Annotated in this window: 13 protein-coding genes; 6 read left to right on the plus strand and 7 right to left on the minus strand. The window is 29.2% G+C overall.

All coding sequences use genetic code 11. The features are described from left to right. Positions 1-289 precede the first annotated feature (289 nt). Positions 290-496 carry an alpha/beta-type small acid-soluble spore protein gene (locus tag CLCHR_RS08185; protein WP_079439215.1) on the minus strand — a complete coding sequence of 69 codons (207 nt, stop codon included), beginning with the start codon at positions 494-496 and terminating at the stop codon, positions 290-292. A gap of 333 nt (positions 497-829) precedes the next feature. On the opposite strand from CLCHR_RS08185, the gene CLCHR_RS08190 reads away from it, so the two are divergent. After that, the gene (locus tag CLCHR_RS08190; RefSeq protein WP_079439216.1) at positions 830-2569 is read left to right on the plus strand and encodes a S8 family peptidase; all 1740 of its coding nucleotides are present in this window, start codon (positions 830-832) and stop codon (positions 2567-2569) included. A gap of 156 nt (positions 2570-2725) precedes the next feature. Here the strand turns inward: CLCHR_RS08190 and CLCHR_RS08195 are convergent, their stop codons facing one another. After that, positions 2726-4660 carry a Cache 3/Cache 2 fusion domain-containing protein gene (locus CLCHR_RS08195; protein WP_079439217.1) on the minus strand — a complete coding sequence of 645 codons (1935 nt, stop codon included), beginning with the start codon at positions 4658-4660 and terminating at the stop codon, positions 2726-2728. A gap of 275 nt (positions 4661-4935) precedes the next feature. Beyond that, positions 4936-5319 (minus strand): winged helix-turn-helix transcriptional regulator, encoded by a 384-nt coding sequence (locus CLCHR_RS08200; protein WP_079439218.1) that lies wholly within the window; start codon positions 5317-5319, stop codon positions 4936-4938. A 137-nt stretch (positions 5320-5456) separates the two neighbouring features. Between CLCHR_RS08200 and CLCHR_RS08205 the strand changes: the two genes are divergently transcribed. After that, positions 5457-5987 (plus strand): nitroreductase family protein, encoded by a 531-nt coding sequence (locus CLCHR_RS08205; protein ID WP_079439219.1) that lies wholly within the window; start codon positions 5457-5459, stop codon positions 5985-5987. A gap of 172 nt (positions 5988-6159) precedes the next feature. Here CLCHR_RS08205 and CLCHR_RS08210 read toward each other — a convergent pair whose 3' ends face one another. Next, positions 6160-6795, minus strand: coding sequence for a tRNA-uridine aminocarboxypropyltransferase (locus CLCHR_RS08210; RefSeq protein ID WP_079439220.1), 636 nt, complete (start codon positions 6793-6795; stop codon positions 6160-6162). 373 nt (positions 6796-7168) lie between these two features. Between CLCHR_RS08210 and CLCHR_RS08215 the strand changes: the two genes are divergently transcribed. After that, on the plus strand, positions 7169-7933 hold the full coding sequence (locus CLCHR_RS08215; protein WP_079439221.1) for a DODA-type extradiol aromatic ring-opening family dioxygenase: 765 nt from the start codon (positions 7169-7171) through the stop codon (positions 7931-7933). A gap of 504 nt (positions 7934-8437) precedes the next feature. Here CLCHR_RS08215 and CLCHR_RS08220 read toward each other — a convergent pair. Further along, positions 8438-9544: a DUF362 domain-containing protein gene (locus CLCHR_RS08220; RefSeq protein ID WP_079439222.1), complete on the minus strand. Its 1107-nt coding sequence runs from the start codon at positions 9542-9544 to the stop codon at positions 8438-8440. Between the two features lie 503 nt (positions 9545-10047). Between CLCHR_RS08220 and CLCHR_RS08225 the strand changes: the two genes are divergently transcribed. From CLCHR_RS08225 to CLCHR_RS08235, 3 genes are all read left to right on the plus strand, one after another. After that, positions 10048-11004, plus strand: a complete 957-nt coding sequence (locus CLCHR_RS08225; RefSeq protein ID WP_079439223.1) for a DMT family transporter — start codon at positions 10048-10050, stop codon at positions 11002-11004. Between the two features lie 365 nt (positions 11005-11369). After that, a complete protein-coding gene (locus CLCHR_RS08230) occupies positions 11370-12335 on the plus strand; it encodes a glycosyltransferase family 2 protein (RefSeq protein WP_079439224.1) in 966 nt (321 codons plus the stop codon). An 8-nt stretch (positions 12336-12343) separates the two neighbouring features. Beyond that, positions 12344-12751 (plus strand): GtrA family protein, encoded by a 408-nt coding sequence (locus CLCHR_RS08235; protein ID WP_079439225.1) that lies wholly within the window; start codon positions 12344-12346, stop codon positions 12749-12751. Positions 12752-12878: 127 nt separating this feature from the next. On the opposite strand, the gene CLCHR_RS08240 is transcribed toward CLCHR_RS08235, so the two are convergent. Together CLCHR_RS08240 and CLCHR_RS08245 are read right to left on the minus strand one after the other, a co-directional pair. After that, positions 12879-13658, minus strand: a complete 780-nt coding sequence (locus CLCHR_RS08240) for an arylamine N-acetyltransferase family protein (protein WP_079439226.1) — start codon at positions 13656-13658, stop codon at positions 12879-12881. Positions 13659-13892: 234 nt separating this feature from the next. After that, entirely contained in the window at positions 13893-15524 is a 1632-nt protein-coding gene (locus tag CLCHR_RS08245; protein WP_079439227.1) for a sensor histidine kinase, read from the minus strand. Positions 15525-15605 lie beyond the last annotated feature (81 nt).

Here is a 15605-nt window from a genome sequence, read left to right on the forward strand (position 1 = left end):
CTCCTTTATTCATTGGATTTACAAAACAATTATACCACAATTTGTAAGTTTAATTAATATGATTTTTAAATACTATTCTTAGACACATCATTCCTATTACTTAATACTTTCTCTTTTATACATCAAAAAAGTATCACAATTATCTAATATTCCTAATCTATTTTATCCACTATTTAAAATAGATAAGCAAAAAAGATAGTCATGTCATTATAACTATCTTTTTCATTAAATCTTTATTAATTGTAAATGCACCAAGTATTTACTCAGTGCATCTACTTTTATTTATTTTCTAAAGTCCTTGTTCGTAGCTTTCAATCATCCTTTTTACCATTTCTCCACCAACGCTACCATTTTGTCTTGAAGATAGGTTTCCTTTATCTGCGCTTTCATAGTTACTTAATCCTATTTCTGAAGCAACCTCAGTTTTTAATCTGTTTAATCCTTGCTTTGCTTCTGGTACTAATGTTCTGTTTCTTCCACTATTTCTTGAAGCCATATCAATCTACCTCCTTTAATAATTTATTTTGCCTAGCAGTAATATATTAACCACTATACAAAATTATAATCTATAAATTTGTTAACAAATGTAGTACATATATCTTGCATTATTAAATTTTACCGTATATCAATAATGAATAATTTGCAGTAAATATAAATATTATTAATTAGGTTCTATTAATTAAGGTAATTGACTACTCTTATAAATAGTATGTTTAATAATGCACATTTCACAATTATTTATACAAATAATAACAATAAAATAAAATTGATTTATTTTAGGAATATTTTAAATAAAAAAATTATTATGGTATGATTTCGGGGGGATACAATGCAAAAAAATATGCAAGCAGAAAAGATTTTTAATGATATAAATTATGATAATTATATTGTTCAGTACCAAGGTGATATCCTATCAGAAGTTTCTAAGATCCCAGATTATTATGTAACAATAATCAATGAAAGTTTTGCTCTTGTATCTGTAAAAAAAGATGTCGAAATAAATATGGGTGATGAACCTTATATTCAATCTATATCTTATGTTGTTCCAGCCGAGTTTTATACCCTACAGCAAGTTTCGCCTTTCGAAGCATCTCAGGCTGGTTTTTTGCAGGCAGGTTCTCCGCTAAACTTAACTGGTACAGGAGTTAATGTAGCAATAATTGATTCAGGCATAGATTATTTAAACGAAGAATTTATGGATACAAATGGCTTGACAAGAATTGAAAGCATTTGGGATCAAACTTTAATAACCACAAACCCAATTCCAAATGATCCTGTACCTTTTGGAATTGTTTATGATAGAAATCAGATAAATGATGCTATAAGAGCATCTAGAGAAGGAAGTTCCCCTTATAATATTGTTCCTAGTCAAGATGAAATCGGTCATGGAACAAATATGGCTGGAATCATAGGTTCAGCAGGGAAAAATCCAAATCTAAGAGGTGTATCTCCTGATTGTAATTTTGTAATAGTTAAGTTAATAAGAGATTATTCATTTGAATTGCAATTTCCTGATACTACTGTTCCAGTATATAATATAACAGCCATAATCGCAGCTTTTCAATATTTATATGAATATTCACTTACTTCAAATAAGCCGTTAGTTATATATTTCCCACTAGGTAGCACCTTAGGTAATCATAAAGGCGAAGGTGTCTTAGAAGATTTTATTGCATTTATTTCTAGTAATGGCGGCATAGCTGTTGTTACTGGAACCGGCAATCAAAGAGATGCAGGAGGCCATGCCTCTGGTACAATAGTTCCAATTGCTGGAGTTCAAGGACTTGGTGCTGGAGTTATTGAACTTGAAGTATCACCAGAGCAAAAAAATTTATGGGGCGTTCAAATTTGGGCAAGTTTACCCGATGTAGTCTCACTAGAGATAGTATCACCTTCAGGTGAAAGCACAGGCACTATACCTCTTATATTAAATTATACAACTGATCATACTTTTATTTTTGAGAAAACCAATATTAGAGTTAACTACTATTTTCCTGAAGAAATTACAGGTGATGAGTTAATTAGAATTAGATTTTATAACCTACAACCTGGAATATGGCGTCTTAGAGTTCAAGCAAACTATTTATTAAGAGGCAGATTTGATGCTTGGTTGCCTCAGCGAGGTATAACTGTTGGAAGCACCCAATTTAGCTTTCCTGATCCCTTTGGCACCATAACTAATCCTGGCAATTCAATTTATGCAATAACTATAGCGGCCTATAATCAAAATAACAATAATCTTGTTGATTATTCGGGTATGTCTTTTTTAGAATCCTATATTGATAGAATAGATGTTGCAGCAGGTGGGGTAAACGCATTAACAGTAGCGCCTGGAAATAAGACTGCCATTGTTAATGGCACTAGTGTAGCTGCTGCGGTTGTTTCTGGAGTTTGTGCTATGCTGTTTCAATGGGGAATAGTAAATGGAAATGAACCAAATATGTATGCACAAACCATTAAATCTTACCTAGCTAGAGGTGCAATAGCTAGAAGTGGAGACATTACACCAAATCCATTTTGGGGGTATGGAATTTTAAATGTTCCAAAGATATTTGAAAGTATGTCTTAATCAAATTCATCATATAACTTTAAATAGTAAAATAGGTCGAATAATAAATTTACTTATTATAAAATAAAACATCTATCCTAAAATAGATGTTTTTTCCTTGCATTTATATATTTATACTCTTAAAATATATTTTTAATCCTAGTCTTGCTCTTTTCATTACGTGTAAATATCGGAAAATTCAATATTAATATTTTCCACATTAGATTGATTTGTAGAATCGCTTTTAGCTTTTACTTCATAATTCTCAGAAATAACTTTAGCTGGAAGAGAAATTATAAACTCTGTGCCTTCCCCATACTTACTTTTTACCTCAATTGTTCCTTCATGCATCTCAACTAAGGCTTTTACTATTGATAATCCTATCCCGCTTCCTTCATGGCTTCTATTTAACAATGGGTCTATTTGTTTAAATCTTTGGAAAAGTTGTGATAATTTCTCTTCCTTAATTCCTCGTCCTGTGTCTTTTACTGAAATGATAACATGGTCATTTTCATCGTAAATGGCAACAATAATTTCATCTCCCGATTTAGTAAATTTAGTAGCATTAGAAATTAAATTTAACAAAATTCTCTCAAGCTTTTCCGCATCAAAAGCCATAATTTTTTCTTCTTCATCTGTATCGAATATAATCGTTCTTGACATTGATCGTACATATTCAGCAGTTGATTGAGTTATTTCTTCAGCAACTTCTACTATATTTTCATTTCTTAACTCTAGTTTCATAAAACCTGAATCTATCTTTGTCATATCAATTAAATTATTTACTAATCTTAATAATCTATAGCAGTTCTGTTTTATGCTACTTGTATAATTTCTTATTTTTTCAGTATTTAGATCTTCACCTTTACTTGTAAATACATTAAATAATTGAGCAGTAGAAAAGATAATATTCAAAGGGGTTCTTAATTCATGAGACATATTAGCAATAAATTCTGTTTTTAACTTATCATATTGCAATGTTTCTTCTAAAAGCCTTTGATTTTCTGACAACATATTATTAAAACTATTTGCAAGTATTCCTATTTCATCCCTGCTATCTATGTCACATCGAACTGTCAAATCACCTTTTCCAACCCTCTCCATACAAGATTTCAACTTATTGATTGGACTAACTAATGTATTTGTCAAAAATAACGCAATGATTCCTCCAAAAAGAATTATTATTAAAGCAGTAATTATTGTTGTTGTCAAAATCGACTTGGATGCTGAATTTAATTCATCATAGTCAGCTGTAGTAACTATATACCAATGCCAGGCTTCGAAATATTTATAATAGCCAACCTTCTTAACTCCATTATAAGTATATTCAATTGCTCCCTCCTTTGCATCATGCATCTTTTTGACAAAATCATAATCACTTACATTCTTTCCGCCTTCATATGGATGAATTATTACATTACCTTCAGAATCTAATATATACGCATATCCGGTCTTCCCCAATTTAATGCTACTAAGCGTTTTCTCTAAGTAATCATTAATAATTTTATTTCCTAAACCTATTGCCCCTATTATTTTCTTATCTTTATCTAACAAAGGCTTCATTCTTGTCACATATCCTGTATCTTCTATTACAATATCACCAGTATATTCCTCACCACTAATTATCTTTTTATAAGCCGTTGAATCACTTGTAATGTATGTCCCTATCACTCTTTTGTTACCCTTGAAAATTGTACTAGAAACCCGTATAAGTTTATTATCATGTAACAAAAAAATAGTTGTAGCTGTTCCCGTTGACTGTTTAAGTTTATCAACTATCGTATTATCTAAAGATAATCTTTGTTTTCCAGAATATAAAACCGGTAAATTAAACTCTCCAACTTTTATATTTTCATTATAATTCACCCTTAAATCTGTTAAATCATTTAACATTGTTTCTGCAAAGTTTAAATCACCATAGGATTTTTCTGTGAGCAGATCATTTCTAACACTCAAAGTTGTAATAATTGATTCTGTTAAGCGTTGACTTTTTTCATTAACTTCATTTAAGATGGCCTTGTTCGATTTCTGCGCAATTAAAGATCCAATCACACTTACCGAAAAAACAATTAAAATCAAATAGCTTATCATAAGCTTATATTTTATTCTCATTTTAAAACACTTCTCCTTTGTCAATGATATCCTTGATATTTTATATTAATGACATCATTAACATTTTAACCCATATCTTTTATTTAGTACATATTCGACTAATTATACCATAATAACGATATTTTTTCATTGTTTATATTAAATTAAGTAAAGAAGATTTAATTTGTTTATTATAAAAATAAATCTAAGCTATGAACTCTTGATTGCAAATAAATAAGTGAAAGCGTTAATCAATATATTTGAATTAACACTTTCATCTAGCCAATTCCATCCTCTTATATATTAGATTCTACTTGACTTCTTCCCCAATTATATAGTTCATATAGCAATGGCAATAAACTTTTTCCTTTATTAGTCAACTCATATTCAACTCTTAATGGCATCTCATTATACTGATTTCTAATAATTAATTGATCTTTCTCAAGTTCACGTAGGGAATTAGAAAGCATTGTATTTGTTATTCCTGGAATTTCCCTCTTTAATTCATTGAAGCGTACTACATCATTTTTTAACAATTTCACTAATATGCGTAACTTCCACTTTCCTCCTATAACTTCAAGGGTATATTTTACTGGACATTCTGTGTTCCCTTCATAGTTTTCATTATTGCACGATCTAAGTTCGTCTAAATACTGTTCTAATTCTTGCTTCGTCGCCATTTCAATTCCTCCATGGTATGAAAAATAATACTTAATCATTAAATTCTGAGTACTTGCCCCACAAAAAATAAGTAAGTATAATAATTATACCAAGTTTAATAATTTGAGTAAATGCTTATGAAAAGGAGATTTTAACAATGGAATTAATGAAAGCTATTGCGATGCGTAAATCTACAAGAAGTTATAAACCTGAACAAATAAGTGATGAATCTTTAGATATAATACTAAAGGCTGGTTGTGCTGCCCCAGTGGGAATGGGTGCCTATAATTCAATGCATATGACTGTGATACAAAATTCTGATTTATTAGAAAAGTTTACTAATGAAGCAAGAAAAACATTCAAAAATCCTAATATGAATCCATTTTATGGTGCACCTACCCTTGTCGTTGTTTCTGGAAAACAAAATGAAAAAGCTCCTGCTGTTGAAGTTGCTAATGCAGCATGCATAGTTGAAAACATGGCACTAGCCGCTACTGATTTTGGTCTTGGTAGTGTATATTTACTAGGATTTTTATTTGCTATTTCTGCTAATACTGAATTATTAAAGAAACTTAATCTGCCAGATGGTTTTGTACCTGCTGCCGCTCTAGCAATTGGCTATCCTACTGAACCATTAACAAAAGTAAAAGAATTAAAACAAACAATTGAAGTTAATGTAATTAAATAATTATAGATTTCACATTGAAATAAAATTACACACATGTCTTATATTTTTAGGCAAATTATATGTTTAAATAAATAACTGATTAAAAAATATGATAATTTATTTATTACATGTTAAAACAATCAGACTTTCTATGAATGGCATTAAACTATTTTTTAGAAAGTCTTTAATTATTTTATCTCTTCATTCCACTTGAATATAATCCAGCAGTAAAACTACTTAAAAATAGATGAAAAGCCTCTTTTATAATTTTAGCACTTTCTAAATCATTAGTTAACTTTAACACCTCAATTGCAGCTTCAATAGTGCATAAGTTTCCATCTTCTATGCCTCTTCGCAAAGTATACTCTGATTTATAATTAGGATTTAAAGTAATCTTAGGAATATCTTTTATGTAATCACTTTTCCTTAATATTTTTTTAGCTTCTTTCCATGTACCATCAAGAATAATAAACGCTGGAGTCCTATTAGAAATTCTACATTCAAAGTTTTCATTTTGTATATTTTCATTTTCTTCCGGAAAAACAAGATATACATCATAAAGTTCATCCTCTATGTTTTTAATTAACTCTGTAGGACTTATTGTTCTTTCCCATAGAATTATCTCCGTAGATTCCGGGTTAACTAATTTTAAAATTCTAGCAGTATTCGAAGGCCTATAGAACTCCTTCTCTGTTGAAAGTATCCATATTTTAGCTTTTGTTTTAACTTCAGGGACTATATTGCAAACACAATTTATTTTAGGAAGCCCGCATTTATTGCAGCTTTCATGCAATTTTGTTACTTGTTTCACTTTATAATTAGAATTCATCTTTCCTCCTATAACATTTTGTCAATTATTATATACTTTTTATAAACTAAGATTTATTTAGTATGTAGCTATTTTAATCAAACAATATTATAGCAACTCTAGCAAATCCTTTCAATTAATAAAAATGCAATAGATTACCATCTCCTTGTTATTATGACTCGTTTTTACTATTCAAAACAAACATATACTACCTGGTTTAGCCAAGTTTCTTATCAGCCGTTATTTACCAGCTATAAAAGATATTCAATAAAGATTCACTTTATTTTTTAAATTTCGAATAATATTATTTTTTTTTAGAATATAAAGAAAGCTAGACAGTAACAATATAAGTAGTATGAATAATAATCTATTTAAAAAAGGAGGATTTTATTATATGGTTAAACCATTATTTTTAGCTCATGGTTCTCCAATGATGGCGATTGAAGAAGATGATTATACTGAATTTTTAAATAAACTTGGAACTAAATTTAATCCAAAAGCTATTGTTATCTTTACTTCACATTGGGACAATGAAACACTTACTATTTCATCAATTGATTCTGTTTACGATACAATGTACGACTTCTATGGATTTCCAGAGGAACTTTATCAAATTAAATATCCTGCAAAAGGATCTACTGAGATCGCATCAAAAGTTGAAGAAAAATTGACTAATCAAGGAATAAAAGTTAATAAAGATATATCTAGAGGATTGGATCATGGCGCTTGGACTATTTTAAAGCATCTTTATCCTAAAGCTGATGTTCCTATTGTTCAAGTTTCAATAAATTCTAATTTATCAATTCAGGAACAAATTAAAATTGGGGATGCTCTTAAAACTTTCGGTAATGATGATATTTTAGTTATTGGAAGTGGAAATACAGTTCATAATTTAAGATTGGTTGATTTTGATGCAGTAAGCATTGATTCCTGGGCTGAAGAATTTGATGATTGGTTAATTAATAGAATAAAAGAAAATGATTTTATTTCACTTTATAACTATAGCGATAATGCTCCTTATGCAAATTTAGCTGTTCCAACTCCGGATCATTTAGTTCCATTATTTATAGCATTAGGGAGCAGTTCACTATTAATTCCGAGAGTTATCTTTAGAAGTTACGAATTAGGAAATTTAAGCTATCTTTGCTTTGAATTTTAGAGTTTTAAAAAATTGCTATTAATTTTGTTTATGCAAGGGTTCCATACTGATAACAATACACATCCGTAATTTCAATTTAGAGATATAAGTGGTTTTTAAATTTCATAAGTTTGAATCTCATTTAGGAACCCTTGTATAGATATCCCAACTAAAAGTTTGATTTATACTTTGAAATAAATACCATACCAGAAAGTTGACACATTTTTATGCAGCAGGCATTTGAAAATGAGCTGTTAAAAGAGCTTAATTGTAGGTTGTTCCATTAATGCTTGTCACAATGAAATTGGGAGCAAGCATTAGTGGTACAACCTGCAATTTAGCTCTTTCAGCGAGATTTTCATAGTCCTGCGAAACAATAATGTGTCTGCTTTCGGTGGATTATTTCATAAGTCTAAATTGTAGTTGGGTTAACTATATTACGATATTTTGATTTATTTTTCAACTTTATAATTTTATAATTCCCTATTCTCTAAATTTATAATTAGTTACAATAAATTAATAACATTATATTGTAATTAATTCGTATTCCTTATGTCCAAGACCCATTTTTACTGCATAATCAATAGCAACTTTCCAATCTGTTTCAGGGCTAACATCAGTAAAATGATCATGATGTTTACATCCGTTCTTTTCTAGCAAACTTCCTGCCATAACAGGTTGTCTATTCACAGCATCTGCACAAGCAATATCTAGCGCAACTGGATCAAAAGATGCAAACATACCTACATCAGGTACTATAGGCACATCGTTTTCTGCATGACAATCACAATATGGAGAAACATCGATTACTAAGCTAATGTGAAAATTAGGACGTCCATTTAATACAGCCCAAGAATATTCCGCTATTTTTTTGTTTAAAATGTCATTCGATTCATCAGATGCCGGCATAACCGCGTCCATTGGACAAACACCTATGCATCTCCCACATCCAACACATTTATTGTGATCAATGAATGCTTTTTTATCAGTTATACTAATGGCAGTATGAGCACATATCTTAGCGCACATACTACAACCAACACAGTTATCTTTATAAACATGAGGTTTTCCACTACTATGCATCTCCATTTTTCCTGCTCTAGAGCCACAGCCCATTCCTATATTTTTGAGTGCTCCACCAAATCCTGTTGCCTCATGACCTTTAAAATGGTTAAGAGAAATAAATATATCAGCATCCATAATAGCATGTCCTATTTTAGCTTCTTTCACATATTCTCCTCCAACAACAGGAACTAAAACTTCATCTGTTCCTTTTAGTCCATCACCAATCAATATATGACATCCCGTTGAGAAAGGACTAAATCCATTTGTATAAGCTGAATTAAGATGATCTAGCGCATTCTTTCTTCCACCAACATATAAAGTATTGCAGTCTGTTAGAAAAGGATTTCCACCTAATTCTTTAACAACGTCTGCTACTACTTTAGCATAATTTGGTCTCAAATATGCTAAGTTACCTGGTTCACCAAAATGAATTTTAATAGCTGCATATTTTTTCTCAAAATCAATTTGATTAATTCCTGCTGTCTTGATTAGACGATTTAATTTCTGCAATAAATTTTCTTTAGCTGTTGTCTGCATATTTGTAAAATATACTTTTGATTTTTCCATTTTTAAATACCTCCATAATCACTTTACTTTCATCTAAAGTTTATTCGTTTTCATTATAAATCTTAAAGTTAACTCTAAGTCAAGATATAAAATGAAAAAGTTTCCTAAAAAGAAAAACTAAATTCGTGATTGCAAGAGTAAATTCATCTTACACGAAGTTAGTCTTGCACTATATTTTGATACTATGGATATAATTTATTTGAAAGTGGGTTCCTCTAAATTTATTGGAGGTAATTATATTGAACAAGAATTATGATCATAAACATCTTATTCAAATTTATATTATAAATAATTTCTAATTAATATAACTATGATATAATTTTTATATTCGTCTATATAGTTTATCAGATTTTTTACAAATAGCTTAGCAATTATATGACTACATAATTAATCAAAGTTATAAAAGTTAAGAACTTTTAATAATTTATCGCTATCGTTCGCTTATAAAGATCTTAGTAAGTCAAATAAAATTATGACAAATAGTTTAAAAGGAGATGATTTAACTGAATAACAAAAGACTACGAGCTAATTTACTATTGCTTCTTACTGCAGCTATTTGGGGATTTGCATTTGTTGCTCAAAGAGTTGGTTCTCAATTTGTAGGTACCTTTACCTTTAACGGAATAAGATTTGCCCTTGGAAGTCTTTCTTTGATCCCTTTGATAATTTATCTAGATAAAAAAAAGAAGGATACTATTAATATTAAAATGTCTATTAGCGAAAATCCTAAAGATAATAATGGTACAAATAACTCAAAAATAATATTACCCGGAATAATAGTCGGCACGATTCTTTATGCTGGATCAAGTATTCAGCAAACTGGACTTATTTATACAACTGCCGGAAAAGCAAGTTTCATTACAGGGCTTTATGTAGTTATCGTTCCTATTATAGGATTATTTCTAAAACATAAAATCGGAAAAAATTCATGGATTGGAGTTGGACTTGCTGTTATAGGTCTTTATCTTTTAAGTATTAATGAAAATTTCAGTATAAGTTATGGAGATTTACTTGAAGTTATAGGTTCACTTTTTTGGGCTATTCATATTTTAGCAATAGATCATTTTTCTAATAAAATAGATCCTTTAAAATTATCATGTACTCAGTTTGCAACAAGTTCTATGTTAAGTTTAATCACAGCATTATTTGTTGAGAATATCACCCTAGCTGGAATATCAGCCGCTTTAATTCCCATACTTTATGGTGGACTTTTATCAGCAGGTGTAGCCTATACCTTGCAAGTGGTAGCTCAGAAGCATGCTAAACCATCCCATGCAGCGATTATTCTAAGCATGGAATCAGTGTTTGGCGCATTAGGCGGTGCACTTATACTTAATGAAGTTATGAGTTATAGAGGATATGTAGGCTGCATTCTTATCCTTAGCGGAATAGTTATTTCACAACTTAGATTTCCATCTAACAGTCGTAAAAATCAGAGAAAATCATCTGCTAATATATAATTCACATAAATGCAAATAATTAAATCATACAAATAAATCTAAGAGATTATTACTAAATCGTGCATATCTCTTAGATTTATTATTTATTCTATTTTATTTATATTAGAATATTTCCTACCTTTGCATTAAACTGGCTCATCACATTATATAGATATCCAAATTAATTATTAATTCAGCTTTTGTTAAGATTCCTAAAATATAATGATATCAAAAGTTGGATTCTCGCATTCTAATTTTATATTATTTATGAGAAAGGATAAAGTGTAATCGCAAATTAATCTTAACATTTTAGAAAGTTTTGTAACAAAAATGTAACTTTACAGCTTTATAATAAATTTTATTTGGAATCAATTGGAGATGATTTTATGAAAGATATTTTATATCTTGTAATCCCTTGTTATAACGAAGAAGAGGTTTTACATGTAACGGCTAAAAAACTATTAGTAAAAATTAACAATATGGTAGAAGATGAACTTATTTCTAAGGATAGCAAGATATTATTTGTTAATGATGGTTCGAAAGATAATACTTGGAGTATTATAAAAGAACTTCATAAGCAAAATGATATTTTCTCTGGTATTAATCTTTCAAGAAATAGAGGTCATCAAAATGCTTTACTAGCTGGCTTAATGACAGCTAAGGAAATTGCTGATGTCACTATATCATTAGATGCAGATTTACAAGATGACGTAGATGTTATAGATAAATTTGTGGAACAATATTATAGCGGAAGTGATGTAGTCTATGGAGTAAGATCTTCTAGAGAAACAGATACATTTTTTAAAAGAACAACTGCCTTGACATTTTATAAATTAATGAGTACTCTTGGAGTAGATATGGTTTATAATCATGCAGACTATCGTCTTATGAGTAAACGTGCTTTAGAGGGATTAAGTGAATTTAAAGAAGTTAATTTATTCTTAAGAGGAATAGTTCCTTTGGTTGGATATAAATCTTCAATAGTTGAATATGAACGCCACGAAAGATTTGCTGGCGAATCTAAATATCCCTTAAAAAAAATGATTACTTTTGCTTTAGATGGAATTACATCACTTAGCATTAAGCCTATAAGAATAATCACTGGACTTGGTTTTCTCATTTTCTTCTTCAGTTTTATAGCTTTAGCTTACACTTTTTTGGTTAAATTTTTCGGAAAGACTGTAACTGGTTGGACTTCTCTTACGCTTTCTATTTGGCTTATTGGTGGAATTCAGCTTTTATCTCTTGGAGTAATTGGCGAATATATTGGGAAGATATATAATGAAACTAAACAAAGACCAAGATTCATTATTTCTGATAAATTAATTTCAAAAGAGAATAGTAATTTGTAGGAGGTATTATGGATAATACTGTTCAAAAATTTAAAAATACTTTCTTTACAAAAGAATTTATTACTTTTTTAATCATAGGTGTTGTAAATACCTTTAATGGAACTATCTTTTCTTGTATATATGCAAGTTTCTTAAATGAAAATATTGCATTTATAGTTGGGTATATTTCTGGATTGTTTATATCCTATCTCTTAAATAGTCTAATAACATTTAAGGAAAAATTGAATTTTAGTAAATTTATAAAGTTTGCTATATCATATATCCCAAATTTCATAATTCAAAATATAGTTGTAGTTATAGTATTTAATATATTTGGATTAAACAAACTCATTGCTTTCTTGCTAGCTGCAATTATAGGTGTTCCAATAACTTTTATACTAATGAAATTTTTCGCATTCAAAAAAAATGAAAACTAAGTACAACTTTTTAAATTGTAATTTAGATTTTTAGCTTTTATCTGTTAAATAACCAAGGCAATTGTACATCTTAAATTTAATGAAAGAGGTATTTCAAATGGTTTCTTATTTTGAAATACCTCTTTTATTAATTATTTAAGCGGATTCCAAAATACTTATCAAGAGTTTCACGTATTTCATTTTCATCCTGAAGATCAACTCTTTTAGTTACTTTTGCATTCTCATAGAACTTTAATGTATCTCCTACAAGGTTGATATTTACTGAATCAGTAAATATTGAGATCTTTCTAATATTCACAAAAGGAGAATCTGGATGTTTTTCACAAAAGAAAGATGGCATTATGTAATCTATATCTTGTTGAGGTTCATCAGTAAAACCATAAACCTTTTTCCAACTCTTTCCCCGTTCCTTTTGCCAGAGAATATGACCATAAAAATCATCTTCCTCAAACTTATATTCACTTACACCATCGTTTTGTATTAAACCATGTACTTGTTTTAAAGCAATTCTTGGAGATTCGCTTCTCACTCCTACATCACATATGTATATTCCATCATTTGTTTTAACCTTAAGTATCCTATGTCTTCGCATTTGAATTGAAGTGTCATCATCAATAAAACGTCCAGCTAAATTAGTCACATCAAATCCAAGGCTCTTTAAGAGATTACTATATAGACCGTTTAATTCGAAGCAATACCCTCCTCTACTACTTAAAATCAACTTTTTAAACAAAGCCTCAGGAGTAAGATATATTGGTACACCATTTAAAATATCTAGATTTTCATATGGAATATTCTTCAAATGCGAAATTTGTAATTGTTCAAGTGTTTTTCCGTTCAATTCAATCTTATGCTTGTACTTAATTTTACTTAAGTAAATATCAATTTGTTCCTGCGTAAATATCATAATAATTGCCCCCTATCTACTTCTTTTATTGGTTATTATTACTATAATATACTTAATATATATAAATCAATATATTATAAACTAACATTAAATTATACTCCCATTAATCATATAACTTAATCAGAAATAGATCTTATGTGACTCTTATCTTTTCTATACTATTTTTTTCTGAAAGGTCAAAAAGCCCTGACGTGTTGCAATTGAATTTTTTAATTCAACATATTTATTATTCAACTATAATATATCTGAAAATTCGATATTTACCTTTTCAATTGAGCTTTTACCTATTTGATTTACTGAAGTAATTTTCTTACAATATATGCTTTCAACTAGTTCGCATGGAAGATGTAGAATAAATTCGGTCCCTTGTGATTCTTTGCTTTTTACAAATATTTTTCCTCCATGTTGTTCAACTAAGGATTTAACAATAGAAAGACCTATTCCACTACCTTCATGACTTCTATTAAGAGATTTATCTACTTGTACAAAACGATCAAATATAGATTCTAATTTATCCTCTGGAATTCCACTTCCAGTATCTTTTATCTTTATACAAACATTATCTTTGTGATCCTGTATTTTTACACTTATACTACCGCCTGATGGTGTAAACTTCACTGAATTTGATAACAAATTTAATATAATTCTCTCTATTTTTTCTGGATCTAATGCAATAATTTTTTCTTCTACATCAGTATCAAATATAATTGAAATGTCCTTATTCTCAATATAACCCGCTACAGAAGATACCACTTCTTCAATTAAACTAATAATATCATGATTACTCCTATTTAATGAATAATAACCATTTTCAAATTTTGTTATATCAATTAAATTTTCAATTAATCTTAAAAGTCGATAACAATTTTGTTTCATCATTTTTACATATTTAAAATTGTCCTCAGAAGCACTGTCGCTTAAATAGCTCTTCAACATAATTTCTTCCATCTGAGTAGCTGAAAAAATAACATTTATTGGCGTTCTTAATTCATGGGATATGTTTACAAAAAATTCGGTTTTAATGCGATCTGCCTCTTTTAGTTCATTTACTCTTTTTCTTTTTTCTTCTATCCTTTTTTGTAACTCTTCTTTCTTACTTATCCCCGTAATATCTCTGCTTACCCCTATACTTCCTAAAATGTTTCCTTGAGAATCATAATATGGAGTTTTTAATGTATTACAAAGAACTTGTCTTCCATTCGGATATTTAACCCATTCTTCATATATAAAATGCTCTTCTTTATGAATCATTTTCAAGTCCATTTTCCTAAAAGAATCTGCAATTTCTCTTTCAAAAATATCATAATCAGTACATCCAATAATATCTTCTTGATTCATGCCTACAAAATTTTCCAACGCTTTATTACATCCTAAATATACACCATTTATATCCTTATAATAAATCATATCTGGAATTGAGTTAATTAGCGAAACTAAAAGGGCTTCTTTTTCCTGAAACTCCATATAAAGCTTTTTGTATCTTTCTTCACTCTTCTTTAGTTCGCTAATGTCGTGAATAGTACCCGAAAGAATCTTTGGTATACTATGTTCGTCAAAATAAACTTTTCCTTTTACTTCTATCCATAGTTCTATTTCCTCATTTTGACGTGCTATTCTATATTCTTTATTAAAATCTTTCCCAGTATTAATTATTTCTTCAAAATACAAATGAAATTCTTCTCTCTGACTTAAGTGAACAATATTTAACCAATCTCTTTTATTTCTCATATACTCATTGCTAATACCAAGCAATTCGCAAGTAATATCTGAGATAGTCATAACATCATTTTTTATATCATAATTGAAAATTCCAACTTTTCCCACTCGTTGCAACTCATCAATCAGGAAATTATTATTAAACTCCATAATTTATCATCCCATTCCACAAATTACTATTAACAAAACAAATTTGTAAATCAATCGACATTTATACACATTATATATCTA

It is taken from the genome of Clostridium chromiireducens, from assembly GCF_002029255.1.
Lineage (GTDB): Bacteria > Bacillota > Clostridia > Clostridiales > Clostridiaceae > Clostridium > Clostridium chromiireducens.

What these genes read in the sequence shown, in the direction of transcription:
- CLCHR_RS08245 (WP_079439227.1), bottom strand. Translation starts at nt 15,524, where the DNA reads ATGGAGTTTAATAATAATTTCCTGATTGATGAGTTGCAACGAGTGGGA.
- CLCHR_RS08185 (WP_079439215.1), bottom strand. Translation starts at nt 496, where the DNA reads ATGGCTTCAAGAAATAGTGGAAGAAACAGAACATTAGTACCAGAAGCA.
- CLCHR_RS08200 (WP_079439218.1), bottom strand. Translation starts at nt 5,319, where the DNA reads ATGGCGACGAAGCAAGAATTAGAACAGTATTTAGACGAACTTAGATCG.
- CLCHR_RS08195 (WP_079439217.1), bottom strand. Translation starts at nt 4,660, where the DNA reads ATGAGAATAAAATATAAGCTTATGATAAGCTATTTGATTTTAATTGTT.
- CLCHR_RS08220 (WP_079439222.1), bottom strand. Translation starts at nt 9,544, where the DNA reads ATGGAAAAATCAAAAGTATATTTTACAAATATGCAGACAACAGCTAAA.
- CLCHR_RS08240 (WP_079439226.1), bottom strand. Translation starts at nt 13,658, where the DNA reads ATGATATTTACGCAGGAACAAATTGATATTTACTTAAGTAAAATTAAG.
- CLCHR_RS08235 (WP_079439225.1), top strand. Translation starts at nt 12,344, where the DNA reads ATGGATAATACTGTTCAAAAATTTAAAAATACTTTCTTTACAAAAGAA.
- CLCHR_RS08230 (WP_079439224.1), top strand. Translation starts at nt 11,370, where the DNA reads ATGAAAGATATTTTATATCTTGTAATCCCTTGTTATAACGAAGAAGAG.
- CLCHR_RS08205 (WP_079439219.1), top strand. Translation starts at nt 5,457, where the DNA reads ATGGAATTAATGAAAGCTATTGCGATGCGTAAATCTACAAGAAGTTAT.
- CLCHR_RS08215 (WP_079439221.1), top strand. Translation starts at nt 7,169, where the DNA reads ATGGTTAAACCATTATTTTTAGCTCATGGTTCTCCAATGATGGCGATT.
- CLCHR_RS08210 (WP_079439220.1), bottom strand. Translation starts at nt 6,795, where the DNA reads ATGAATTCTAATTATAAAGTGAAACAAGTAACAAAATTGCATGAAAGC.
- CLCHR_RS08190 (WP_079439216.1), top strand. Translation starts at nt 830, where the DNA reads ATGCAAAAAAATATGCAAGCAGAAAAGATTTTTAATGATATAAATTAT.